A 24,784-nucleotide genomic window follows, 5' to 3' on the forward strand; every position below is an offset into this window, starting at 1 on the left:
GGATAAAAAAAGGAGACGCAACGTATGATACAAAAGGAGAAAAAGCAGTCGATAGCATTTTTTGGATCGAGCCTTGTTTCGGCCTACTGGAATGGTGCCGCAACATACTACCGGGGTATTCTTGAAGCCCTTAACAAAAGAGGGTACAGAATCACCTTTTTTGAGCCCGATGCATTTGAGCGACAGCAACATCGTGATATTGCCGATCCCGAATATGCTGAGGTGGTTGTGTATAGTGCGGAAAGCGAGCGGGATGTTTTTGACACATTGGATCGGGCAACAGGATACGACATTATAATCAAAGCAAGTGGCGTTGGTGTCTTCGACCACTTACTGGAACGGTCGGTTCTCGAATTTCGTTCATCGGGAAGTCGTGTTATATTCTGGGATGTTGATGCACCGGCTACGCTCGACAGAATGAGTAATGCACCGGATGATCCTTTCAGAGGGCTGGTACCTCAGTATGATCTGATATTTACCTATGGCGGAGGCGATCCGGTAGTTTCGGGATACAAATCCTTCGGCGCCGCTCGTTGTGTACCGATTTACAATGCCCTCAATCCCGACACACACTTTCCAACAGATTCCCGGGAAAATTTTCGTGCCGATTTATCATTGCTTGCCAACAGAATGCCCGACCGGGAATCCCGTATCGATGAATTCTTTTTCAAACCGGCACGTCTTTTAAACGCCAGAAGGTTTCTTCTTGGAGGAAACGGATGGGGGCAGAATGTCCCGAACCTTCGGAACCTGAGAATCATGGGCCATGTTTATACCTCCGACCATAATGCATTTAATTCTTCGCCCCTGGCGGTACTCAACGTAAGCCGTCAGAGTATGGCATCCTTTGGCTTTTCACCGGCAACCCGGGTTTTTGAAGCTGCCGGCGCCGGCGCCTGCATCATTACCGATACCTGGAAAGGAATCGAACAGTTTCTGGTTCCCGGCAAAGAGTGTCTTACCGCAAATTCCGGAATCGAGGTTGCCGAAATTCTTGCAGTTCTGACAGCAGAACGGGCCCGAAAAATCGGTGTTGCGGCCTTCAGTAAAGTGACCAGTGCTCATACCTATGACCATCGCGCAGAACTGGTCGACCGGCAACTGCAACGTTTGCTCAGACTGATTCCGGCAGGGGAGGGCTGATGAGAACAGATAAAAATTCCCTGTCATTTGTGATCCTCGGTTTGTCCCTGAGTTCTTCCTGGGGAAACGGACATGCAACAACCTACCGATCGCTGATAAAAGCTCTTACTCAACAGGGGCATAAGATCCTTTTCCTGGAACGGGATAAGCCATGGTATGCAGCGAATCGTGATCTCCCTCATCCCGATTTCTGTGATATGCAATTGTATGATTCAATCGAAGATCTCAATAGTAAATTCCGGATATCGGTTCATGATGCAGACCTGGTAATAGTAGGGTCCTATGTACCGGAAGGGGTTGACGTTGGTGCGTGGGCGCTCGAGCATGCACGAGGAATTGTCGGCTTTTACGATATCGATACACCGGTAACACTCGCCAAGCTTGATTCAGGAAACTATGAGTATATCACACCCGGACTTATTCACCGGTATCATATATATTTCTCCTTTACCGGTGGGCCGATGCTGAAGAGATTGGAAAAGACCTATGGTTCGCCGAAAGCATTGCCCCTGTACTGCTCGGTGGATCCAAAGTCGTATTACCCGACTTGTGACAAAGGTGTTTACGATTGCGGGTACATGGGAACCTACAGTCCTGATCGGCAGGAGTTTCTCAATCGGTTTCTGATCGAACCGGCACGGTCCCTTGATAATAAACATTTTATTGTAGCCGGTTCGCAGTATCCCGATTATATTAAGTGGCCTCCAAATCTTGAGAAAGTGGAACACCTCCAACCCGAGCGTCACTGTTTTTTTTACAACAGTCAACGGTTCACGCTGAACATAACCCGGAGAGATATGATAGCGGCAGGTTATTCGCCCAGTGTGCGGCTTTTTGAAGCTGCGGCCTGTGGTGTGCCGGTCATTTCCGATTACTGGGATGGACTTGAGACATTTTTTACTCTCGGAGAAGAAATTCTTTCGGCACGCCGGCCGCAGGATACCACCGAGTATATAAGCCATATCGATGATACTCAGCGGCAGATAATCGGCAGCCGGGCCAGACAGCGGATTCTCGATGAACACACCAGTGAAAAACGGGCACAGCAGCTTATAATGTATGTGAAAAATTTATAAATTCAATAATGTATTCCGCTTATCGTGGCGATATCATTGTTTTATCCCGGTGGAATTTTCCTTAAACAAATACCCACCGATGTGTAGGGATAACCATGATAGGCTTTCATTTTTTCGGCGGTATCGGGCCAGTTGACACTTAAATCCAGATCACCCTCAATCTCCCATCCCTCTGCTCCGAGGATATGGCGACGGAAGCTGGATTCATCAAAAAAATACCAGTCTACCGGAAAAGGTCCACCGGCGCCTCCGTAATAGAGCTGTTCGTCGGCGTCTTTGTAATAGTCGGTCGTAAGCAGCAGTCTGCCTTCCGGCCTGAGTACCCTGTTCAATTCATTCATTGCCCGGCCTATCGAAGACGGTGAGAGGTGTTCAATTACCGAAAGGCAGAAAACCGTATCAAAAGAACCCTTGTGGAAAGGAAGCCTGCCCATATCGCCGCGAAAATAGTGCAGGGTTCTTTGTATATATTGACTCATATCTTTACCGAAAGACCAATCAAGCGCGGCGACCCGGCAGCCGATCGAGTGGAGATACAAAGGAAAAACCGACATTCCGCACCCGACATCCAACACCTTCATATCCGGTTCCAATCCTGCTCGTTCCAATGCCCAGGGATATTCCCATCGTTTGCCCGGATGGAGGTATAAGGATGGATTGCGCCGCAGGATTTCTTCAAATTCATCGAGGCGTTGTTTAAAAGACGGACTTTCCAATTCGTTCAGATCCAGTATTCGGTTGGGAGAGCGTTGACTTTTTGAAATCATAATGACCTTTCTTCTCATTACTTGTATCGATTATTTTTTTAAACTCCCGGGCTACGATATCGACGGTACTCTCTCGATCGATACAACTTCCGGAATCGATCATACAGGATCCCAGGCAGATACACAGTGGCGGTCCGAATGAGGTCGTTTTTCGGTAGGGACATGGAATCGTCCAGCCGCCGAATGCACCGGCTTGGGCATGAGCCGGGAGATAAAGAGCTGGATGCGTGGGCCCAAAGAGTGCGGTGACCGGCGTTCCCACAGCATCAGCCATATGCATCAGCCCCGTATCATTACAGAGAAAGGCATTGCATTGCCGGAGCAGAGCCGCAATATTTCGGAGGTTTTCTGTTTTGACAAGACTTATATGCCGGCGATTTTTCCCGATATTACGAATTAATTGGTAAACTTGAGAATCGGAGGGTGCGGCAAAAAGCAGAATATGGACATCAGAATTCTTAATGGTCTTATTCAATACCTGAGTAACCCTTTCCAACGGCCACTGTTTCAGTGGCGACGACGCTTCAATTGAAGCTCCGGCAAGCCGTTTGTCGGTAAGCGCATTATCCATGATAAACTGCCCGGCAAAATGAAGTGCTCCTTCACCGGGATAAATAAAAGGGCGCAAATGCGAGGGGACAGGCAATCCCCAGCCATATTCAATTCCTCTTCGTAGAGCACCCTGACCCTGTTCGCCCTTGGAAAGAGATTCATCCTGGGCTTCAATATTGGTATCCAGAAGAGTTGCCCGGGCATATCTCCAGATTGCATTCCGCACCGCTATGATGGCATGGGATATGTCGAGTATCAGATCGAACCTGTTTTCATCGAGCCAGGTGTGGATTTCCTGTTCAATTCGTTCATTTCCCCAATCATACCAGTGGGAAAGACCCCACTGTTTTACATCAAAAAGAATGTCTACCCGGGGATCATTACGGAGCAGGTCGAGAGCAGGGTAAACGCCCATGGCCACGATTGTCGCCTGTGGTGAAGCTTTCCGAAGCGTTTCCAGAACAGGAGTCTCCATGACCACATCGCCGATTCCGTAGCGAAGGCAGACCAGAATGCGGTGCGAATTTTTAAAAGCCGGATTAATGGTTGCCGGATCCGAATCGCATATTTCCACTGCTTTTTATCTCCTGTGTATGGCGGATATTATCGATCTATTGTATGTGCTGTTGCTGCTTCGAATTCTTCTTTGTCCCATGTTGTGATGCAGGAGGGATGTTCGGTATCGGGCTCACACACATAAATTTCCGGTGACGGATTACCGGTTATGCGCATGCCGCTGGAACGCAACATGGCTTCCATACATGAAGCATTTGGTGCCCACCAGTTGGTAGGATCACCTGCGAACCGATGCTCGATAAAGGCCATCTTGGGCCAGCTGGCTTCGAGCATGTGATCGCGATGGGTAATATCGGCATCAGTAATAATGACGTCTTTTGAGTTTCCCGGCATGGAAAGGGATTGAAAAATCATCAGTGACTTAACGATTCGGGAAACAATGTCGAGCCCAAGCAGCGGATATCGCAGGTGATATAACACCCCCATAAAAAGTACGATATCGAATTGAACGTTAAGATTTCTAAGATCGTAAACCTGCATTTTCCGGTAGAGTATCCGGTCAGACATATCAAAAAGGCCGGCAACCCACCGAGCCTGCTCAAGGTAATGATCATTTGAATCGATTCCGATAACCTGAGCGCCCCGTCGGGCAAGTATCAGTGAATAAAACCCGGCATTGCAGCCGATATCCAGCACTGTTTTTTCGGTGAGATCTTCGGGGATAATCGATTCTAACCGGGACCACATGGTTTTGGGAAAATCTCCCAAAAAATGATCGGGTGCTGTCTGCATTCCATTGGGAAGATGAATATTGTGAAACCACGGTTTGAATTTTTCAATCCGCTCTTGTACCGTGCGCTTAATGTGCTGCTCCCCTTTTGTCATCGATGTACTCCCTTTTGATTGTCAAGCGATCATAGTATGGGATCACCAGGTAATTGAGTAAACGTTTCCGCAAGTTTCGTGCCAGTAGAATGCCACAATTTACGAACAAAATATGAGGTGGTAATTCTCAAAACGCATCATTTTTGGCATGACAATTGCGGCAGTTTTTGCACTAATATTACCGGAGATTCACGTATGATTGAAGCGATAAAAATATGGAACGAACCGAATAATCTCTCTCACTGGGATTTCCATGAGGACTCCGGGTGGGAGATATTTTCAGAAATGGTAAAAAGTGCGGCTCGTAGGCTGTGCCGGATTTGTCCTCATATCCCTCTGGTTCTGGGGGGGATTTCACCTGTTGATCCTAATTTCATGGAATTGATGAATGATCGGGGGGTTCTTGATGTTGTCGATGCGGTAGGTGTCCATGGATTTCCCCTGGATTGGAACCATTGGCGATTAAACGATTGGCCGCAAAAAATAGTGGAAATTGAATCCGTAACATCATTACCGGTCTGGGTAACCGAGGCCGGCGTCTCCAGCTTTGGTTCGGATGAGATCCAGGTGTACGGATTGAAACGCACGATTGAACTGTTAAAGGGCCGGGTCGATCGGGTATTCTGGTACTCGCTTCTGGACCTTCCGCCGCAATGGACTGCCACAACGCGACATCAGGAGAAACAGGGAAGCTCCTATTACCGTCATTTTTACCAGGGACTGGTCAGGGCCGACGGTACTCTGAAACCGGCTTTTCACCATTTCGACCCCGGTTTTGGAATATGTCAATGGTTTTCCTATGAGGATCCCCGGTTGGATACGGCCGTGGAACTTTTCAAGCGCCTTGAAGTAAAAAAAATCAGAACCGGCATAAGCTGGGCCGATTGGCACCGCCCAGATGCTGTCCAATGGTTCGATCGTCAGATGAAAGCGCTTGAGCCTTTTGATGTTTCGCTGACTTTGTGTTTCACACCGCCTTCCCGAGGACGAAAGCCTCATCATACGAGTCCGCCGATTGTGCCCGAAGAATTTTCATGGTTTGCCGATGAAATCGCCCGGAGATATATCGGGAGGAAAAGCGTTTCCGGTCAACACCGCAAAGTAAACATCTCTGAACGGAGGAAATAACAATATGGTCGACTCGGTCATGATATGGAATGAACCGAATAACCTTGCTCACTGGGATTATACGCTCGATCCGGAGTGGAATATTTTTGCAAAAATGACAATCGAGGCGATTCAGGCTATCCGTACCGAAAATCCCTCCCTGAACATTATTCTTGGCGGCATATCCCCCGTCGATCCCGATTTTATTGCAAATATGAAGAGCAAAGGTGTTATTGACTGTGTAGATGGTGTCGGGATACATGGTTTTCCCTACGACTGGAACCACTGGACGGTCAATGAATGGCCCCAAAAAATTACCCGGATAGGAGAAATCGCCAAGAAACCGGTATGGGTCACCGAAGTCGGGGTTTCTTCATTCGGCGCAGAGGATGTTCAGGTAATAGGAATGGAGCAGTCTGCTCCGCTGCTGAAAGAAAATGCCTCACGTACCTACTGGTACAGTCTTTTGGACCTGCCCCGGACCTGGGAAGCCGTGGCGCATCAACCGGAAGCTCAGGGAAATGAATATATCAGACACTTTTACATGGGCCTGCTTCGAGAAGATGCAACACCTAAGCTGGCTTTTTACACTTTCGTTAATAATGCGGACGACATGGGAATATGTCAATGGTTTCATCTCAACGACCAGCGGATGAATCTGGCGGTAGAGTTATTGAAAAAGATGGATATACAAAGGGTGCGAACAGGACTGAGCTGGGCCGATAGCATCTATCCCGGAGCATATAAATGGTTCGACAGGCAGATGAAAGCGCTCGAAAACTTCGAAACCTGTATCACTTTCTGTTTTACTCCCTCAGCCCACGGCATAGCACCCCACCATACAAGTCCGCCGAAAACGACCGGCCGGTTTGCCGAGTTCTGCGCTTCCATGGTAAAACGCTACATGTGTTAACTGTCAAACATGCATCGGAATACAGGAAGGTATAATATATGAGCAGATTTTTACTGATCCGTCATTGTGAAGCCGATCATATCGGCAATTTTGTTGCCGGGAGAATGGATGGCGTCCATCTGAACGGCAAGGGGCGCAAGCAGGCAGACGCCCTTGCCGAACGTTTACGACAGGTCCCTATGGATGCAATCATAACAAGTCCTCTGGAACGGGCATTCGAGTCGGCGGAATTATTAGCCGAAAGCAAACGAATCTTTCTGCAAAAAAATGACGCACTCAGCGAAATGGATTTCGGCCGATGGACAGGGTGTGAGTTTGAGGCATTGAAAGATGAACCGCAATGGAAGATCTTTAATTCATTCCGAAGCGGCGCACTGGTTCCCGGCGGTGAATCGATTCTCCAGGTCCAGTGTCGTATGGTATCTACTATTCTGGAAATCAATACAGAAAAGCCCGATTCAACGATAGCGCTGGTGAGCCATGCCGACCCGATAAAAACCGCCCTGATCTATTTTCTTGGTGTGCCCATCGATTGCATGTTACGGATGACCATATCCCCGGCATCAGTCAGTGTACTCGATATCGGAGAAAATGGCGCGGTGGTGCAGTGTATTAATGATGTTGATGGGAGATTGAGTGTTGATTGAAACAGGAGGTCTGCACAATGTTTGGAATGAAAAAGAGTCACAATTTAAAACAGAAGCTGATATGGTTATCCCTTGGTGCTGCGGTGACCGGATTGGCGGGGCTGGCTGGAAGTGCCATGGCAAAAAGGATCTGGAAAATCTGGCGTCGTAGTGAACCGCCGGAGGATGCCGAGTCATCGCAGACCGGCTGGCGTGATGCTGTGCTCTGGACCGCGCTTACCAGTCTTTTTATCGGTGTTGCAGGGGTAATGTTCAAACGTTTTGCAGCATTAGGATGGAAAAAAACTACCGGTCACAATCCGCCATCGTGAAGTACTGCGGGACAATGATGCACATTGCCCCGCAGGAGTTGCCAATCATCGGGCATAGACCGAAAGTTTTTCCTGTATGTATTGCAAATGCCGCTTTTCATCATCGTAATTTTCATCGATAACCGTCTTAATCTCCTGAGGCAGATCCAGTCCATGAGCATTGGAATATTTTTTATTTGTCAGTTTTTCATTGCCCTCCATGGCTTTCAGTGCACCATCGGTACCCATCATGCTTCGCAGTGCCGTAAATCCCTCGATTAAAAATCCACTGAGGTCCGGCGACACCTTGGGAGGTTCTTCGCCCTGTTGACGGATCAAATCGGCAAGACGCTCCACATGGCGGTCGTGGTCGCCCTGATACACTTCCAGCTGCGATTTAATATCGGCATCCGATTCGTCGACACGTTTGATCGCCTGGTCGTAAGCATGAGATGCATCGACATCAAGCTGCATTAAAGACTTGAGGGTATCGATAATTTGATTTTTCTCCATGAGATACTCCTTATGGTTAGTGTTGTTTACAAACACATTTAAACTACGACGCTTTCATAACTGCGGAACCGTTCCACCGGATGAGGCCCTTGGATTTCCTGCCGGTAATCCCGTCCGAACTGATCGATATGCTGCCTGATCACCGCCTGACTCGGAACAAACCCGTCTTCGTTGACCTTTTTCTGATACATTGCATAATCCGAATTTTCGGGAAGTTCTTTTGCCTGAACATAGTCGGTGCGATTTGCGGTCAGGTCAACCTGATTTTTGATGATCTCACGCACATATTCCTTATTCGATTCGAAGATTGTGGGTTCGGGGAATTCACCGTATTTTTCTGCCGGATCGCGATTTTCATATTTTTGTGTCAGCTCCCGGGCGATCCGGTTTATGATGCCGCACCGCCCGTTCTGTAATTTTTATGGATGATTTAGTTGCTATGCCTGTTTGGGTGGATTCTCACTGCTCTTTTCGGTTTTCTGCATTTCTTTTTCAGTCGCTTCTTCGGCCTTTTGTGCAGTTTCTTTGGCCTGGGATGTTACCTTTTCTTTAGCTTTTTCGGCTTGTTCGCCCATGAGACGTTTTTCGGTATGAGTAGGTCTGAATGCCAGGCCTGCGATAATACCCGCAGCCATTGTCGCGACACCTGCAGCAAGGGGATACTCTTGCAGGATATCTCTGGCCCTTTGATAGCCCTCTGCGGTCTGTTCTCTCCGCTTGCCCGCCATGGTGCCGAATTTCTCTGAACGTTCTCTGAATTTATCCGCCTGCTCACCTGTTTTGGCTTGTGCCGATCCTATGCCGTGACGGGCCGATTCGATTGTTTCTTCAACCGATTCACGTGCCGAGGATATCGTCGATTTGGCCGTGTCAAAGGCCTTGCCGATGCCATGCCTGCCCTTATGCAGTGCTTCCGTGCCGGTGCGGCCGTCATGGGGCTGCATATTCCAGGCAATCCAGCCGATACCCGCGCCTACAAGCATTGAGGGAAAGGGGTTTTCCTGGATGGTTTGAAAAATGCGGTTGCTTAATTCAATTGCAGACTTGCGGGCATGTTCACGATCATGGGGAATCTGGAAATAATCATAAACATATTCTATAAGATGTCCCGGGCTGAGACGATTGCCGAGTGCATCGAGCGTCGTATCCATGTCATGACGTGTATGGTCGACATCTTGCTCGATCTCCTGAGAATTTTTATGTCTGCCGTCCTGGCGCGCACTCCACTCATACTTATGATGAGCCGGCGGTGTCTGCTCTAATGTTTTCGTTTCTTGTTCAGCCATTCTCTATCCTCCTTCATCGATTTGATTGTTTTTTCGGGTACTGCGCTGGTGTGTTTGATTGTTTTTATAGCTTTTTGTATGAATGCGTATCCGATAATACCAACGACAGCACCGACAATCAGGGACATCACCATAATAGCGATTGATTGAGTAAGTCCGGCATTCTGCAATCCCCAGGCGCCCAGATAATTGAGCCCGTTAAGCAGAAATAAAAAGCCGGCGTACGCTATCAGAGAACCCGCCATAAGGTATGCGCCGTTGCGAAGAAGGCGGGAAACTTTTTCGCCGGTTTCCGCTTTGGCGAGTTCGATCTGCTGACGAACCAGGACAATGCTCTCGTCACGTAAATCTTTCAGCAGTTCCGAAAACGATTCTTCTGTTGCAACGGTTTGCGGTTCATCGTATATGTTCATAATGCTGCTCCTTCCTCTGAATGCTGCTCGAGCGGCGGTTGTGTAGCGACCATCTCCTTCTGAACCGGCTGGGCAGCTTCATGACCATCGGGAGAAGTTGATGCTCTGAAAAAGCGTGATGCGGCGATACCCGAAAGAAACATCCCACCGATTACCAGTCCGGGATGTTTCCGGCTGTATTCCTGTGATGTGTTGATCAGGTCTCCGATATCCCGGCCGGCAAGGTTGTTCGATGCCTGGTCGATAGTATTGGCAGTAGTTTCAAACCAATCGGCAAGCGAACTGTTGTTTTCACGAAGCTTCTGTGCCGCACTGTGAAGAGCCATGCCGATTTTCTGCACTTCACTTGCAGCTGCCGATTTTTCCTGATTAATAAACTGTGATCCTTCCCGCTTGATCTGGTCTCCAACCTTTTTGGCTGTGCCGGAGACTGCTTCGGCCTCCGATTCGACAGTGCGGGAAGACTGGTTTTTCGGATTTGACATCATAACCATCCTCCTTTTTTGAGAACTACCATTCTATTGAACTGTTGACTACTGGTATTAGCAATTTTGGGGCCAAGAAAGGCTGAAAAGACATTTTATCCATACTTGAGAATTTATATATTCCTGAAGGAGGCTCAAGGGTATACGCCTGAATCGATTATCATATTCGAAAAATGTATTCTATGCTTTGATAATAAATTTTCGCTCTCATAGTGCATATTCGGTTAGATTACAGGAACTGTTTTCGCAAAAACTGAAATTTTAACGATATGATTCCTATGCTTCTTTTTTCATGCTTCAGAGAGGAAGAATCGGAGCATATTTTATTCCTTGAAATAAGATATCCTATAGATAGAATGAGCAGAAACCGGCATGTGGTTTGCTTTACAGTTGACGATCCCTCTTGAGTAGTCTATTATCGATTTTAAGCTATCCCGGTTTCCAGACTCAAACTTCTATAATCCCGTTGATCAATGGGACAGCGGATATTCGGGCTTTAATTACTTTTGATACAAAGGAGGTTGATTATGGAGCAAACCAGAGAAGCGACCAGGCAGCGAAGGAAAGGGCGAACGCCGCCATACCGTGAAGACGGTCACGGGCGGCGAGCACGACGTCCGGAACAGATTCCAGATAAAGGCTGGCGGGATATTATCATGCGGGTAAAAAATCAGATTGGGGAAGACAATTTAAGCATTGTCGCGGCAGGGGTGGCATTTTTTGCTTTTCTTGCAATATTTCCGGCGATCGCCGCTCTCGTATCCATATATGGTCTTGTGGTGGATCCCCAGATTGTACAGCAACAGCTTCAGCAGGTTGCCGGTTTTTTTCCGGCCCAGAGTCGTCAGTTAATCTCGCAGATGCTTCAACAGATCGCGGCCGGTTCGCAGCAGGGCCTTGGGTGGGGACTGGCAATAAGCCTTCTCCTTGCATTATGGGGAGCGAATAAGGGAACAAAAGCACTGTTTACCGGAATTAATATCGTCTATAATGAACATGATGACCGGGGATTTATCAAGCAGAACGCACTGACCCTGCTCTTCTCACTCGGCGGAATTCTGCTTGCCGTTGTCAGCCTTGCTCTTGTCGTAGCTCTGCCTGCGATTCTTGGGATCCTGGGCCTTCCCCTGTGGGGACACATTGCCGCCCGGATATTTCGATGGCTTCTTTTAACCGTTGTGGTGCTGGGCGGGCTTTCATTGCTCTACCGGTATGCTCCCGACCGGAACAAACCACGGTGGCAATGGATCACCTGGGGCTCGGGTATTGCAACAGTTTTGTGGCTTGTGGCGTCATGGGCTTTTTCATTTTATGTTTCCAATTGGGGAAGCTATAATAAAACGTATGGCTCGCTTGCCGCAGTAGTTATTCTTCTTTTGTGGTTTATGCTTACCAGCTTTACCTTTCTTTTAGGCGCCGAGATTAATTCTGAAATGGAGGCACAGACACAGGAAGACACAACGGTCGGACCGGATAAACCCATAGGGGAACGAAATGCTCTCAAGGCAGATACGGTGAGTGAATCACCCTAACTTTTGGGGGCAAAATTCTTTAAAAGAAAGCAGTGCCGGATGATCGGAGAACCATATACTTCTCCGACCATCCGATCGATAAGGGGCGTGAGCGGATTATTATTCAACTTCTTCTTCGATTTCCTCCTGAGCTTCTTCACCTTCTTCCTGAGCCTCTTCGGCTGCTTCACCGGTTTTCTCTTTGGCCTCTTCGGTTGTCTCTTTCATTTCTTCACCAGCTTCTTCGGCCGGTCTTTCCTGTTCACAAGCTGCAAAGGACAGAACCATTGTCAAAAAAATGGGGAGCAGTTTCTTTATGCCCATGCCACAACTCCTTTTTAAGGTTAATAAGTACGATAAAAAAAATATACAATATTACAAAAAAATATTCGGTTGGCTGTCCGGAAATTTCGGAAACCAACCGAATATTCATATGATGTAATTCAGAAGTTTCGGTTTACTGTGTCATTTTGCATTGTATCACGGCGATTATATTTTTGTATGGTATCCTGACGGTTATCCATTTGTGCCGTGTCCTGCCCAATACCATTCATCTGTGCCGTATCAGCCATAGCGGTGTCCCACTCGGTAGTATCCATTTGTGCGGTATCCATCTGTGCAGTATCCCGACCCATTGCACCACCGGGTTCCTGCTGGATGCCATTGGTTCCGTTCTGCTGTTGACGTTCTCCCATTTCGCAGCCCCAGGATAGAAGCATCGCTCCGGCTATAGATATGGTTATTAATGGTTTTCGTGTAATAAGCATTGTATTTCCTCCTTTGCAAATATAGTACTAATTTATTTTCCGAACATTAAAAGGAATTCAAAAAGCTTGTCCGGCGTAAGATCTATTTACTCTACGCCGGCCGGCGGAGATTGATATTTAACTGTTTCCTGTTTATTCATGTTTACTGTCGGCGTCCACGTTGTTGACCTTGTGAACGCTTCCACAACGGTGAACCGTCCTTTGCACGAAGCGGGACATTATTAGTAAATATCTCAATTTCCTGTGCAACCAGAATTTGTTCACCACGGACCCTTGCAGAAAATCCGATTACCTTGATAGAATCACCCTTTTCAAAGGAAATGTTATTTTCGGTCAAAAAGGCTCCCGGCGCGGTATGAACCTTCACCATTCCGGTATCGGTATCGAGTGTCAGCACATAGATATTTCCGGTGCTGTCCACCATCTGAACGATACCTTTTACCGTGTCCGGTGTCTGGTTGTCAAAACCATTATACATACCGTTCCGGTCCTGCATACCATTCGTATCACGTTTCCATTCCTGATCTTCCTGATCGTAATATTCAATACCATTCGTGTCACGCTGCCATTGGTCTTTCCGATCATAATCCTTGGTACCATTCTTGTCTTTTTTCATCTGGTCTTTCTGATCATAATCTTGTATACCATTGGTATCGCGTTTCCATTCCTGGTTGTTTTTGTAACGCTTTTTTTCTGCATTTTCATTTTCGTGCTGACGGGCAAAACCGCCTGCCGTCAAAAGGAAAACGCCGGTACACAGCGCCGCAATACGAATATTTATTATAGAATTATTAGTTTTCATCCTGAAACTCCTTTCGGATGTCTCCGCCTGCCGGCCTGCCGGACAAGCTTAAAGCAGATCGGATCTTATAATCCGCTTCTGCCACGATATCTAAAGCGCAAATAATATGCCAGAAGTAAATGATCCATGGCTGGTGTATATATTTTACGGGTCCTGATTATTAAAGATTTATTTGTCCATACCTGTACTTTAACACGTGGCAGTGTAGTAGCGAGCCTCTTGGTATGATTGTTGCTCCTTTTCAGAAGTACTACAGTTTTACAGCATTTAGAAATTACCTGCAATCTACGAATGGAAGACTTCTATGGAAAATCAGACAAAATCTCCGGTTAATATCCAGCAGCACGTGAATATTCTCGGCTGGCTTTTTATCATTCTCGATCTAGTTTTTATTGTCGCGGCGATCTTTGCATTTTTTTTAATAACCGGTATCGGGGCGTTGCAGGGCGGAGAATATTTTCAGTATGTCTCTCGAGTGACAGCGACAGTTGTAGCGATAGCATTAACGATTATTTCAATTCCGGGGTTGATTGTCGGAATTGGAATTCTTAAAAGGAAATCATGGGCGCGACTTATCGCTATCATTCTGGGAGTGATAAACCTTTTCAACTTTCCGATTGGGACAATTTTAGGAGTATATACTTTCTGGGTTCTTTTAAATCCCGAAAGTTCGGCTCTATTCGAGTAATACACTCATGGAGATAATACAAAATAATACTACCGAAAGCTTTAAAAAACCTTTCAAGGAGGCTTTATGGAAGAGACCGTATTAATGAAAAACAGAGTTGCGGAACATACCCCGCCGTCAATTAATGCCCGAATACGTCGGAGAATCGATGTGTCGGTTACCTATTATGCAAAACATCCGGACCGTATCGATACACGGCTTCGTGAACTGGATAATGAATGGGATATCGAACGGTTACTTGAGGCCAATGCGGCGAGTTTAATGCTCTATGGTCTCTTGTTCGGGCTTGTCGGAAGACGGTATTATCTTTTACTGCTACCTCTTGTAGTCGCAGGCTTTTTACTTCAGCATGCAATTCAGGGTTGGTGTCCGCCGATTGTGGTATTTCGCCGCCTTGGCGTGCGGACAAAAGATGAAATCCTTCTGGAACGCTATGCCTTGCGGGCTATTCACGGGGACCTCGATCCTATATTCAATAATCGCGAACGGGAACCCTCTGAAAAAGTCGGCGATGTTCTAAATGCACTTGAAAAATGAATCCGATAAATGTTTCATGATTCAATTATGGCCGGCATGATAATTTACGAAAAGCACTACAGCTGAAAGGAGAAATGAGCATGAACCTGTTGCATCGGATGAAAATTGTCCGTCCTTCTTCACCGACGGATCGTACGAATAACGGAGGTTCGAGCGCTCATCTTTTTGCCGATCTCCGAAATCAAATGGCAACCCTTGCCGGCTTAGAAAAGACACTCGCAAAAAGGGAAATAAAGGATCAGCTCATAACTGCTTTAAAAGGTGTTGGATTAATTGCGGCAGGTGCGGTAACATCATTTGCAGGTGTCATTGTCCTGCTGATAGGTATCGCTGCCGCACTTTCTCTTATTCTGGATAATATGGCTATTCCAAGAAAGCATATCCAGTGGCTGAGTTTTATAACCACCGGAGGGCTTGGATTACTGGGTGCCGCAGCATGTGTTGTTGCCGCGGCTCTGACATTACGGCGTTTACGTGCCGGGCTTCCACGGACAATACAAACCATAAAAGAGACAGCGTCCTGGGCCGGTGAAGTTGCCCATCCGAAAAAAGATTGAGGCTAAAGCGTTGATGATACAGACATCGGTAAATCATGACAGGATTTCTTTATGACTGATAAGAATGGTTATTTACCATCTGATACACTTCAGGATGAATCAGACGATGATATTGTTGAGGCAATCGAGCAGACACGGACCCGGCTCGAACGCACATTGACAAGCCTCCGTTTCCGAGTTCATCGGCTAATAATAACAGTAAAAATAGTTGTTGCTGTGGTTATTGCCATAATATTTCTAATCAAGATATTCCGCCTGTGGTCCGGAAAACGAAGGCACAGCCATCATAAAATGAAACGGTAAGACTGGAAAAGGGAAAGAAGTGCTGGAGTATTAGAGCGCCACCCTTACTACAAGGAACAGTGGGGTGCATTACTTTTTGCTCCATAACTCCAACACTCCATTACTTCACTTTATGCGGATGTTCTTTTATGCCTTTGCCATTTTAGTTAATTTACGTTTAGCTCTTTTACCAAAGATAAATGCTCCGGCTTTTCCTGATTTTCGAAGCATTGCACCCATACCTTTTCGTGCCGGCCTGAATCTCAGAATTTTGATACCGCCTTTTGCCGCCGCTCGTCGTGTCCAACGTGATTTGATCCATGCAGTCACCCCACCGGCAATACCGCCGACTACGGCAACAGGAATAGCAACTAATGCGATCTTTTTCTTTGTCTTGTTCATAGGAATCTCCTTTCAAAGAATTTAATAATAAAATATATGGTGACGATTGTCTATTTCAGGTTCGTTTCCTGTGATTGACAATGTGAATCAATTCAACATCAAAGATCAAAGGCGTATTTGGCGCAATCAGCGGTGGAATGCCTTCAGCCCCGAATGCCAGATCAGGTGGTATGAAAAACCGGTATGTTGCACCTTCCTGCATCAGTTGAATGCCTTCCGAGAGCCCGGGGATCGTATTCGGCAATCCAAGTCTTACCGGCTGTTCCTCCTCCGTGCTGTCAAAGACTGTGCTGTCAAGGAACATGGCCCGGTAGGATACCAGTACCGAATCATCCGCCATCGGGTTATCGCCGTCGCCACGTACGACCACCTTGTACTGAAGTCCCGATTTTGTTGAATTGACACCCTTACGCTTCTTGTTCCGGTTAAAATATTTATTGCTCTTTTCAAGATTGGCAGCCGCCTCTTCAAGTTCCTTTCGATGCATATACGCCTGTGCTTCCATGGCAAATACCATTCGAATCGAATCGGCACTCAATGAGTCAATCAGTGAAGATTTCCCATGACGAGCATGTTCGATCCCCAGCGTGAAAGGACCGGGCTTTATATTTGCTCCGAGATCATTAAGTTGCTCTCCGATATCACGACCGATTATGTAGCTGAGTGAATCGACATTGTCGGAAAGTATTACGTCATTCAATATGTTCTGCTGTGTATCGCATTCTGTCGTGATCACCGCAGATCCGACAAAGACTAAGAATAAATATTTGTATATTGGTATCATAATGATAAACCCTCTTTCTAGTTACTGATACAAACTGAGCCACCCTTGAGCACCGACCGGGGGCCACTCCTGTCTGTATAGTAAGCAATAAAAGTGCCATAGTGATCGAAGAGGGTGAAGATTATTCGCACTCTGGGCTCAACAAGCGTTCGCAATAGATTGCCCAACAAGTTTGGGAGAAGATTTGGAGCGAAAATTGACAAAGAGTACAATTTGAGGCGTTGAGGCTGAGGTTCAATGAGAGAGCATTGAACCCCGAACCCTGTACCTTCTAACCATTGATAATCCTCCCGCCGTTGGGATGGAGTGTTTGTCCGGTGATGTATGATGAATCCGATGAGGCAAGAAAGACATAACAGGGGGCCACTTCAGAAGGTTGACCCGCCCGTTCCATTGCGGTTCCGCTGCCGAATGATTCAACTTTTTGCTCGCTGAAACTTGCCGGTATGAGAGGTGTCCAGATCGGCCCGGGAGCAACGGCATTCACTCTGATACCTCTTCCACTGAGATTAATAGCCATCGACCGGGTGAATGCAATAATCGCGCCTTTTGTTGAAGCATAATCGATAAGTTTGGGATGGCCCTGGTAAGCGGTTACCGAGGATGAGTTTATAATCGTTGCACCTTTCTGGAGATGGGGAAGTACTGCTTTGGTGATGTAGTACTGAGCGAATATATTGGTGCGGAAAGTGCGTTCCCACTGCTCGCTTGTCACCTTGGTAAGGTCGTCACAGGCATGCTGCTCACCGGCATTGTTGATAAGGATATCGAGTTTTCCAAAGGTAGTCAAAACATAGTCGACCGCTTTGATACAAAAGTCTTCATTGCCCACATCACCGGTTATGGTTAAGCACCGTCGGTTTTCCCGTTCGACTTCCTGTTGCGTATCACGGGCATCTTCGTGTTCGTTAAGATAGGTAATTGCAACATCGGCGCCTTCACGGGCAAAATGGACCGCCACCGCTCTGCCGATTCCACTGTCGCCACCGGTAATCAGCGCCATTTTGCCTTTCAGTTTATCCGCCGCTTTGTATTGGGGTGAGATTGATTGCGGCTTGGGTTCCATAGGTTCGCGCTTGCCCGGCTGCGGCTGCTGCTGTTTTGGAAACTGACCTCCCATAGGTGTGCCCTTTGTGGAAAAAATGCATTCTCCCTCTCCTCGGACCTTTACTCATTTTGATGATTGTAAATAATTGCAATATTCATGCCATCCGGAATATGCCATGGCATTGCATTTGCATTATGTTGATGTACATCTTAATAGACTCGAAACTGAATATGCACTCAGGCAAAGGGGAACGCTTAATGGCACAAACCGGAAAAAAAGAGAATACAAATAAATTACCGCCCCAGCACAAAGCAGCCCGGCCCCACTCAAAACCGGTATTAAAAGACCGGGATGTCCCCGAACACATGAACCGCTTCACCATCCTGGTTCTCTTAATAATCTCCATTGTTGCATTTTTGCCCTTTGTGGCCATATTTTTTGTGCCCCTTGTTCTCGCTGCGACGTTCGCGACCATTTTCTACGGCTTTTATCGGATAATTTATAAGCGACTCTGGCATCAACCGGTGCTCAGTGCCTTTATCTGCTGCATAATTTTGATAATCGGTATGCTTATTCCTGCCTATGTGCTGGTGCAGCTGGTGGTAAACCAGGCGATCGACCTTTACGAACAGGTTGCCCCGACCATCAGGGGTGCTTTTCAGGACGACGTACAGTATGAATGGCTGCAATTAATCCGGCGATTGCCTTTTGGACGATGGCTGATCGATCAGGTCGATTGGAGAGCAATAGTAAACTCAATAGGCTCCACCCTGACTTCACTGGGCACGACAATTCTGAATCGTACCTCTGCCGGAGTATTCGGTTTTGTTGCAAATTTGCTTATCACCTTTTTTATTCTCTTTTATTTTTTCATTGACGGCAAACGACTGGTCTCATACGTAAAGCATCTGCTGCCGATCAGGGATGAATACAAAGAGCGTATCGTGTCGAATTTTCTTTTGATCTCAAGGGCCACTGTCCGTGGTACGTTAATAATCGGACTGGCACAGGGATCCCTCGGCGCCCTGACACTTCTGATTTTCGGGGTCGATACCTGGATTTTCTGGGGATTCATAATGCTCATATTGTCGATAATACCCATGGTCGGACCGCCGATTGTATTGATTCCCGCGGGATTTATTCAAGTCATGAAAGGCGATATATGGCAGGGGATCGGGATCATTATATCGAGCCTTCTGGTCGTATCGAGTGTGGATAACGTGCTTCGCCCCAGAGTCGTCGGAAGCGGTGCGCGTATGCACGATCTGATGATATTCATTTCAACGCTCGGCGGACTCAGCATATTCGGAGTCATGGGCTTTATCGTGGGACCGGCAATAGCTTCATTTTTTGTGGCCGTCGTGAACATCTACCGTCAGGAGTTCGAGCCCCAGCTTGGAAAGTTCGATCCGTCGGGATAGAAGGATTGGGGAGGATAATGGATGAGGATGGTGGAAGCAGCATCCGGAAAAAACATGTCATTTCCGGTTTATTTACAATATCATCCATCGCAGAGCGCTGTCGGCCAGGGTGATCAGGAGGGCTGCTATGATAGTCCAGCCAAAGCCTTTGATTTCGAATCCGGGGATGAGTTTGTCGGTGATCCAGAGAAGAAATGCGTTGATAATCAGTTTGAAAAGGCCGAACGTTATGATAATGAGTGGAAGAGCAAGAATGAAAAGAAGCCATCCTAAAAGAAAGTTGATGACACTGTACACGACAGCAACAAGAAGTGCGACGCCGAAACTTTTGACATGAATCGCGGGAAGCAGCTTTGCAACGGCAAATACCGCTAGGGCAAGAAGAAGAATTTTAAGAATGGTTTCCATATTGTACTCCTCGAATAAAGAGAATTCCTCACTTTAATTTTCCACGCAAAATTAATGCCATCAAAAGAGAACTGATTGTTCCTGTGAATCGAAAAGACAGCGGGATAATTGCCGATTCCCAATGATGCAAATTCGTTTTTACGAAAACGCGAAACGATAGGGGATAAGCGGGATACAATGAAGAGTATGTGGTGTCAGCACAGGCATGTTTTTTGCATTCTTAAATTAAGTAAACAGAAATGCCGATAACCACATTCGGGAAATGAGGATATAGTATGGCCATTGTTTTCGGAGCTTTTGAATTGTATCATTATGTAAGCAGGGCTGTTGACGCTCTGGTGGAGATGAGAATCGCAGAAGAAGACATAAACGTTCTTGCCCAGGCTGAGGATATTCAGAATATAGAGGCGGTCCAGCTCGAAACATCCGATGATGCCCATTCTAATATAACGGCTAGGGGAACCGACAATATCCTCGATACGCTTCTGGCGGATGTTGCAAAGGTTGAAACAACCGATGCCGGCTATGTACTCGCCTGTGGCCCGACAGCACGGGAAATTATCCGCAGAAGTACTGCATTGAAAGTCTCGGATACATCCCTTTTCAATCAGCTGAAGAAAGAATTTCCCAAAGAAGAAGCCGGGCAATTTGTTGCGCATATCAGAGACGGTGGTATTCTTCTCTGGGTTGAGATTGAAAACTCCCGGGAAAAAGAGATAGCCGGAACCATGCTCGAAAACGGCGCAGTTTCGACCCATTCGCTGGAGACCGTTGAGAGCAGTGGGAGTGAGGGATGAGGATAATGGATCCGTACTCTGAATTTCGAGCCACTGCTGGAGGGGAGCGGAAGTCGTTTAACGTGAAACCCCGAACCCCTTATGAGCGACAACGAGAGAGGCAATAGTCCCGGTACCTTGTACCCTTTCCCCAGTAAACGGCCCTTGCGCAATATTTCCTTTTATCATTCGTAATTATCTCTCAATACAAAAACGGCAGATTACGTGCCCGGCATGATAATCGGTTTCGATTTCTGGCGGGGAGGTGAAAAGCCGACTCATGAATTATTAAAATGTCGTTATACTGTGTAATTTAACCGTAGAAGTAATACTTTGAGCTTGAGAATTTTCGCGCAGATGCGCTGGCAGTATTTCTTTTTTGTCGTTCTCTTTCATGTTCCTGCACTTTTAAGCCGTCCGGGCATCAATCTGAAGGGTGCGGTTGTCAACCAGGCACTCATGCCGGTTAAGGGCTTAACGGTAATGCTGGTCGGCGGGAATGTCCGGGATACCACCAATGAAAGAGGTGAATTTGTTCTCCATCGTCCACCGACATCCCCGGGAGAACAGCGCTTAGCCGGAGCCTTTCCGGTACGTGACAACCGGGGCGCCATTCAAACCATAGCCCTGACACCATCATCACCATCCGGCTATGCTCCCCTTGCTGTTTCGAATCCCTGCGACAGTTTGCGGTTCGAACGTTCGGGAAAGCGTATCGCCTCGGCAGTACTCGCCGAATATAATGGCGAGATATATGTCATACTCGATATCGTGCCCGAGGAAATCGTGAGCATTGCAGCATCGGAACTCGGGGATCGGCCCAATGGCATTGGTACGGAGCTGGACAGAGAACCCTATGCGTTGGGACACTATCTTGGATTCAGGGAAGCCTGGTGTTCTGAGTTTGTCTCATGGGCATATAATGTCGCCGGCTTTCCGCTTACCGAAGGCTCGCAGGGTGGATGGCTTCACCGAAGCTCCCGTTCTCTGAAACGATGGTTTACCCGCAACGCGCGCTTTGTACCGCGTACCGATCCTTACTGGGAATCGAACGCCCCCTCGCCGGGCGATTATATCCGTTACGATAATGCCATGGGGGGACACAGTGGAATTGTAGAAGCGATACGGGGCTCGACACTCTATACCATTGAAGGCAATGTAAAAAACCGTGTTGTGCGGCGTAAAATTAGCAACTGGCGGGACCGTGAGGATATCGACGGTTTCGGATTGCGAAGCCGGGCACATGAGAATGTGACAGTGTACAGTCGCTGATTATCGATCTGCAGAACGTGAAGTCATGCTCCTCATGCGCCCTCGATGAGTTATCCCATGCCTACACCCCTATGAGACAAGCTCTACCTTAATCCAATCCGACTTCCGTATGTCAAAGACGCGGTAGGCCTCGACCGCTTCATCCAGAGATACGATCTCGGTAACAATGCCCGATGGGTCAACCGAACCGTTCACAACGAGTTCGAGCAGCTCCGGTATATACCGACGGTGATTGCAGTTCCCCATATTGATAGTCAGGTTTTTGTTCATGGCAATACCGATCGGAAAGCGGTGCACCTGCTGGGGATAGACGCCGATAATCGCCAGGGTGCCGGCCTTGTCCAGTGCTTCAACTTCCCAGTCAAGGGCCGGCGACGGCGCATTACCGGGTTGCCACTGTCCGTTTTCAGGGTGTCGATTGGGAGCAACCTTAACTGTATTTCCCGGAGCGATTTCCACACAATCCGCACCGAAATAGCCGGTTGGTAAAATATCCGAAAGAAATATGGCACTGGCCGTAATTTTGACAATTGCATCGGTGGGTTCCTGAATTTCAGGCTCAGGTACATCGTCGAGTCTGATATCACTTATTTCATGAAATACTACGGCATGCATAGAGATCTTTTTTCGTGAAGGGTGATGGAAATGATCCGGCTGAAGGGAATATCATGCATTGCAAAGCATGTGCCCGATAAATCAAAGATCTGCGGGGTCTAAAAAGATGCGATGTCTGTTCATCGTCGATAACAGGAAAAAGTGATTCTTATATGTACAAACTGCCTTCAATACACTTAAAAAAGTTCATGGTCGTATATGTCAAAATATTGGTCTGTTTCTTGCAATGAAATATACTTGGCGTGTTAAATATAATGGGGATACAATGAAATTTGCTCAATGCGTAAAGCGCACCGGACGTTCGATTATTGGTGTGGGGACTTCGGTGGGTGTGTGGAGTCTTAAGCTGCAAATGACACTCACGTATAATTACTACAAACAAAGGAGTGTGCTATGGCAAAGCAAGGTAATGGAAAATCGGAAACCCTGGAACAGGGTGATGTACTGTTTTTTTATCGGCCCAGAGTAGAAAAAAAGAAAGCAACCGGCCGCGGAGATCTGCAGCGGTTTTATATGGTATTGCATCCAAGTGATAAGGACCGGTACCGTCTTGCGATCATCGGCCGCAAGCGGATGCCCGATCCGTCAAAGCCGGGCATGTCGAGGATGTGGGGCTTTGTCGATACGGTGCGCAAAAAACCCGATTCGATCCGCAATGAACTGGGAGGAAAAGAATACGGGACCAAAACGCGGGGCAAGCGTGAAGTCCCCCCGACCCGCCCTGCCGGTGAAGGAGTATATCGGATTATCCGTCACGACAGCCACACCCATCTTGCGTATATGCTCGAGCTTCCAAAAAAACGCCGCGGGGTGCAGGAAGAACTCGAGATCGAAAAACAGGCGAGTTATGTCATAAGCGTTGCCAATCTCGAACGCTCCTCGCCCCGCCCGGCCCGATTGCGGCCTTCACAACAAGCTACCTATTCGCAGAAACTGAAACAGAAATTTCGGGGACGGAAATTCTCAGAGGTCGATCCGCCCGATTTCCTCAACAAGCAAGGAGCGGAATTTCTTCTGGTTTCAGCGGCAGAGGATATCAAAAAGGATCTGGGTGTCCAGTTGCATCCCCGAGATGAAGATAAAAACAGCGCTGAAGTATTCCGCCACCTGAAAGTTGACAGAAAAAAAAGACCGGTGAAACCGCTGTTTACGGGGGAATGGAAATGACGATGGAGAGGGTTGAAGGTATAGGGTTGGTGCAAAAACGGATGAAGTATTCCTTCAAACCCCGCCGATAGGTACCAGGGAACGGAAACAGGTCATGCAACGGTTATTTTCTCATCCAGATATACATCCTGAATAGCATTGAGCAGCTCCACGCCTTTGTTGAATGGTCGCTGAAATGCTTTCCGTCCGCTGATAACTCCCATGCCACCGGCCCGTTTGTTGATAACCGCAGTGCGGACGACCTGTTCGAGATCATTTTTGCCCGATGCACCGCCCGAATTGATAAGGCCGCAACGGCCCATGTAGGTATTGGCTACCTGATACCTGACCAGATCGATGATGTGGTCGGACATGAGTTTTTCGTACATGAGCGGATCGGATTTACTGTATTTGAGTTCTTCAAAACCATGAAGGGGGACCGGAAGTTTTTGTTTGACAATATCAGCTTGGATCGTTGCGCCGAGATGGTTGGCCTGTCCTGTTAAATCTGCCGCTATCTGAAGATCTTTGTTTTTATCCTGCAGGTCTGTGTTTCTGAGATAACACCAGAGTACGCATACCAGACCTAATCGGTGGGCATGTTCGAAAAGCCGGGAAACTTCTTCAATCTGACGCCTGGATTCGGGGGATCCGAAGTAAATTGTTGCTCCCACGCCGATAGCCCCCATCTCAAAGGCCTGTTTCACCGAGGCGAATATGCGCTGGTCGTAGGTGTTCGGATAGGAGAGAAGCTCATTGTGGTTGAGTTTGACGATGAATGGTATTTTATGCGCATACCGATGGGCAACCGATCCCAGAACACCCAGCGTTGAGGCTACCGCCGAACACTGAGCTTCTAAGGCAAGTCGGACAATCTGTTCGGGATCGAAATATATGGGATTAGGGACAAATGCGGATCCGGCGGTATGTTCCACTCCGTGGTCTACCGGAAGAATTGATATATAGCCGGTCCCGGCAAGACGGCCGCCGGAGATGAGTGTCGATAAATTCCTGAGGACGGTTGGACTGCGGTCGGATGCCGCATAAACATCATCGATCCAGTTTGGTCCCGGCTGATATACCATGCTCGACGGTATATCACAGCAGGTGTGTTCCAGAAGATCTTTCGATTCATTGCCGAGAATATTTTCAATATCAATAGTCATAACAGATAT

32 protein-coding genes are annotated in these 24,784 nt (G+C 47.4%); 15 read left to right on the top strand and 17 right to left on the bottom strand.

Annotated elements, in window-relative coordinates:
* Window positions 1–24: 24 nt before the first annotated feature.
* A complete protein-coding gene (locus GF401_08990; protein ID MBD3345181.1) occupies window positions 25–1,143 on the top strand; it encodes a glycosyltransferase in 1,119 nt (372 codons plus the stop codon).
* A 20-nt stretch (window positions 1,144–1,163) separates the two neighbouring features.
* A complete protein-coding gene (locus GF401_08995) occupies window positions 1,164–2,219 on the top strand; it encodes a glycosyltransferase (protein MBD3345182.1) in 1,056 nt (351 codons plus the stop codon).
* A gap of 41 nt (window positions 2,220–2,260) precedes the next feature.
* Here the strand turns inward: GF401_08995 and GF401_09000 are convergent, their stop codons facing one another.
* From GF401_09000 to GF401_09010, 3 genes are read right to left on the bottom strand one after another with little or no spacing between them, the layout of a single operon-like run.
* Complete coding sequence (locus tag GF401_09000; protein ID MBD3345183.1) at window positions 2,261–3,004, bottom strand: methyltransferase domain-containing protein; 744 nt, start codon at window positions 3,002–3,004, stop codon at window positions 2,261–2,263.
* The gene (locus GF401_09005) at window positions 2,916–4,112 is read right to left on the bottom strand and encodes a hypothetical protein (protein MBD3345184.1); all 1,197 of its coding nucleotides are present in this window, start codon (window positions 4,110–4,112) and stop codon (window positions 2,916–2,918) included. The genes GF401_09000 and GF401_09005 overlap by 89 nt, the downstream gene beginning before the upstream one ends.
* A gap of 29 nt (window positions 4,113–4,141) precedes the next feature.
* The gene (locus tag GF401_09010) at window positions 4,142–4,939 is read right to left on the bottom strand and encodes a TIGR04290 family methyltransferase (GenBank protein MBD3345185.1); all 798 of its coding nucleotides are present in this window, start codon (window positions 4,937–4,939) and stop codon (window positions 4,142–4,144) included.
* Between the two features lie 195 nt (window positions 4,940–5,134).
* On the opposite strand from GF401_09010, the gene GF401_09015 reads away from it, so the two are divergent.
* From GF401_09015 to GF401_09030, 4 genes are read left to right on the top strand one after another with little or no spacing between them, the layout of a single operon-like run.
* On the top strand, window positions 5,135–6,067 hold the full coding sequence (locus GF401_09015) for a beta-xylosidase (GenBank protein MBD3345186.1): 933 nt from the start codon (window positions 5,135–5,137) through the stop codon (window positions 6,065–6,067).
* Between the two features lie 4 nt (window positions 6,068–6,071).
* Complete coding sequence (locus tag GF401_09020) at window positions 6,072–6,959, top strand: beta-xylosidase (GenBank protein ID MBD3345187.1); 888 nt, start codon at window positions 6,072–6,074, stop codon at window positions 6,957–6,959.
* 38 nt (window positions 6,960–6,997) lie between these two features.
* Entirely contained in the window at window positions 6,998–7,606 is a 609-nt protein-coding gene (locus tag GF401_09025; GenBank protein ID MBD3345188.1) for a phosphoglycerate mutase, read from the top strand.
* A 17-nt stretch (window positions 7,607–7,623) separates the two neighbouring features.
* On the top strand, window positions 7,624–7,917 hold the full coding sequence (locus GF401_09030) for a DUF4235 domain-containing protein (protein MBD3345189.1): 294 nt from the start codon (window positions 7,624–7,626) through the stop codon (window positions 7,915–7,917).
* Window positions 7,918–7,962: 45 nt separating this feature from the next.
* Here GF401_09030 and GF401_09035 read toward each other — a convergent pair whose 3' ends face one another.
* From GF401_09035 to GF401_09055, 5 genes are all read right to left on the bottom strand, one after another.
* Window positions 7,963–8,409 (bottom strand): DUF2383 domain-containing protein, encoded by a 447-nt coding sequence (locus tag GF401_09035; GenBank protein ID MBD3345190.1) that lies wholly within the window; start codon window positions 8,407–8,409, stop codon window positions 7,963–7,965.
* Window positions 8,410–8,447: 38 nt separating this feature from the next.
* Entirely contained in the window at window positions 8,448–8,693 is a 246-nt protein-coding gene (locus GF401_09040) for a hypothetical protein (protein ID MBD3345191.1), read from the bottom strand.
* Between the two features lie 153 nt (window positions 8,694–8,846).
* Window positions 8,847–9,695 (bottom strand): DUF3618 domain-containing protein, encoded by an 849-nt coding sequence (locus tag GF401_09045; GenBank protein ID MBD3345192.1) that lies wholly within the window; start codon window positions 9,693–9,695, stop codon window positions 8,847–8,849.
* Window positions 9,668–10,108, bottom strand: coding sequence for a hypothetical protein (locus GF401_09050; GenBank protein MBD3345193.1), 441 nt, complete (start codon window positions 10,106–10,108; stop codon window positions 9,668–9,670). Before GF401_09050 ends, GF401_09045 begins: the two co-directional genes overlap by 28 nt.
* A complete protein-coding gene (locus GF401_09055; GenBank protein ID MBD3345194.1) occupies window positions 10,105–10,596 on the bottom strand; it encodes a hypothetical protein in 492 nt (163 codons plus the stop codon). The genes GF401_09050 and GF401_09055 overlap by 4 nt, the downstream gene beginning before the upstream one ends.
* A gap of 524 nt (window positions 10,597–11,120) precedes the next feature.
* Here GF401_09055 and GF401_09060 point away from each other — a divergent pair.
* Window positions 11,121–12,125 carry a YihY family inner membrane protein gene (locus GF401_09060; GenBank protein MBD3345195.1) on the top strand — a complete coding sequence of 335 codons (1,005 nt, stop codon included), beginning with the start codon at window positions 11,121–11,123 and terminating at the stop codon, window positions 12,123–12,125.
* A 99-nt stretch (window positions 12,126–12,224) separates the two neighbouring features.
* Here the strand turns inward: GF401_09060 and GF401_09065 are convergent, their stop codons facing one another.
* From GF401_09065 to GF401_09075, 3 genes are all read right to left on the bottom strand, one after another.
* A complete protein-coding gene (locus GF401_09065) occupies window positions 12,225–12,428 on the bottom strand; it encodes a hypothetical protein (protein ID MBD3345196.1) in 204 nt (67 codons plus the stop codon).
* 119 nt (window positions 12,429–12,547) lie between these two features.
* The gene (locus GF401_09070) at window positions 12,548–12,871 is read right to left on the bottom strand and encodes a hypothetical protein (protein ID MBD3345197.1); all 324 of its coding nucleotides are present in this window, start codon (window positions 12,869–12,871) and stop codon (window positions 12,548–12,550) included.
* Between the two features lie 142 nt (window positions 12,872–13,013).
* Complete coding sequence (locus tag GF401_09075) at window positions 13,014–13,673, bottom strand: hypothetical protein (GenBank protein ID MBD3345198.1); 660 nt, start codon at window positions 13,671–13,673, stop codon at window positions 13,014–13,016.
* A gap of 304 nt (window positions 13,674–13,977) precedes the next feature.
* Here GF401_09075 and GF401_09080 point away from each other — a divergent pair, with 304 nt between their 5' ends.
* The 4 genes from GF401_09080 (at window position 13,978) to GF401_09095 (ending at window position 15,758) form a co-directional block, all read left to right on the top strand.
* Window positions 13,978–14,361, top strand: a complete 384-nt coding sequence (locus GF401_09080; protein MBD3345199.1) for a hypothetical protein — start codon at window positions 13,978–13,980, stop codon at window positions 14,359–14,361.
* 84 nt (window positions 14,362–14,445) lie between these two features.
* Window positions 14,446–14,898 carry a DUF2892 domain-containing protein gene (locus GF401_09085; GenBank protein MBD3345200.1) on the top strand — a complete coding sequence of 151 codons (453 nt, stop codon included), beginning with the start codon at window positions 14,446–14,448 and terminating at the stop codon, window positions 14,896–14,898.
* A gap of 74 nt (window positions 14,899–14,972) precedes the next feature.
* Window positions 14,973–15,455 (top strand): hypothetical protein, encoded by a 483-nt coding sequence (locus GF401_09090; GenBank protein MBD3345201.1) that lies wholly within the window; start codon window positions 14,973–14,975, stop codon window positions 15,453–15,455.
* Between the two features lie 51 nt (window positions 15,456–15,506).
* The gene (locus GF401_09095) at window positions 15,507–15,758 is read left to right on the top strand and encodes a hypothetical protein (protein MBD3345202.1); all 252 of its coding nucleotides are present in this window, start codon (window positions 15,507–15,509) and stop codon (window positions 15,756–15,758) included.
* 126 nt (window positions 15,759–15,884) lie between these two features.
* Here the strand turns inward: GF401_09095 and GF401_09100 are convergent, their stop codons facing one another.
* The 3 genes from GF401_09100 to GF401_09110 form a co-directional block, all read right to left on the bottom strand.
* Window positions 15,885–16,139, bottom strand: coding sequence for a hypothetical protein (locus tag GF401_09100; GenBank protein MBD3345203.1), 255 nt, complete (start codon window positions 16,137–16,139; stop codon window positions 15,885–15,887).
* Between the two features lie 55 nt (window positions 16,140–16,194).
* The gene (locus GF401_09105; GenBank protein ID MBD3345204.1) at window positions 16,195–16,923 is read right to left on the bottom strand and encodes a hypothetical protein; all 729 of its coding nucleotides are present in this window, start codon (window positions 16,921–16,923) and stop codon (window positions 16,195–16,197) included.
* Window positions 16,924–17,194: 271 nt separating this feature from the next.
* Window positions 17,195–18,043: a glucose 1-dehydrogenase gene (locus tag GF401_09110; protein ID MBD3345205.1), complete on the bottom strand. Its 849-nt coding sequence runs from the start codon at window positions 18,041–18,043 to the stop codon at window positions 17,195–17,197.
* A gap of 59 nt (window positions 18,044–18,102) precedes the next feature.
* Here GF401_09110 and GF401_09115 point away from each other — a divergent pair, with 59 nt between their 5' ends.
* Window positions 18,103–19,392, top strand: coding sequence for an AI-2E family transporter (locus GF401_09115; protein MBD3345206.1), 1,290 nt, complete (start codon window positions 18,103–18,105; stop codon window positions 19,390–19,392).
* A 72-nt stretch (window positions 19,393–19,464) separates the two neighbouring features.
* Here the strand turns inward: GF401_09115 and GF401_09120 are convergent, their stop codons facing one another.
* Window positions 19,465–19,800 (bottom strand): phage holin family protein, encoded by a 336-nt coding sequence (locus GF401_09120; protein ID MBD3345207.1) that lies wholly within the window; start codon window positions 19,798–19,800, stop codon window positions 19,465–19,467.
* 275 nt (window positions 19,801–20,075) lie between these two features.
* On the opposite strand from GF401_09120, the gene GF401_09125 reads away from it, so the two are divergent.
* A complete protein-coding gene (locus GF401_09125) occupies window positions 20,076–20,597 on the top strand; it encodes a hypothetical protein (protein MBD3345208.1) in 522 nt (173 codons plus the stop codon).
* A 318-nt stretch (window positions 20,598–20,915) separates the two neighbouring features.
* A complete protein-coding gene (locus tag GF401_09130) occupies window positions 20,916–21,848 on the top strand; it encodes a CHAP domain-containing protein (protein ID MBD3345209.1) in 933 nt (310 codons plus the stop codon).
* 69 nt (window positions 21,849–21,917) lie between these two features.
* On the opposite strand, the gene GF401_09135 is transcribed toward GF401_09130, so the two are convergent.
* Window positions 21,918–22,463, bottom strand: a complete 546-nt coding sequence (locus GF401_09135; protein ID MBD3345210.1) for a hypothetical protein — start codon at window positions 22,461–22,463, stop codon at window positions 21,918–21,920.
* A 393-nt stretch (window positions 22,464–22,856) separates the two neighbouring features.
* Between GF401_09135 and GF401_09140 the strand changes: the two genes are divergently transcribed.
* Window positions 22,857–23,630 carry a hypothetical protein gene (locus GF401_09140; GenBank protein ID MBD3345211.1) on the top strand — a complete coding sequence of 258 codons (774 nt, stop codon included), beginning with the start codon at window positions 22,857–22,859 and terminating at the stop codon, window positions 23,628–23,630.
* A gap of 92 nt (window positions 23,631–23,722) precedes the next feature.
* Here the strand turns inward: GF401_09140 and GF401_09145 are convergent, their stop codons facing one another.
* The gene (locus GF401_09145) at window positions 23,723–24,784 is read right to left on the bottom strand and encodes a class I fructose-bisphosphate aldolase (GenBank protein MBD3345212.1); all 1,062 of its coding nucleotides are present in this window, start codon (window positions 24,782–24,784) and stop codon (window positions 23,723–23,725) included.

Source organism: Chitinivibrionales bacterium (genome assembly GCA_014728215.1).
Lineage (GTDB): Bacteria > Fibrobacterota > Chitinivibrionia > Chitinivibrionales > WJKA01 > WJKA01.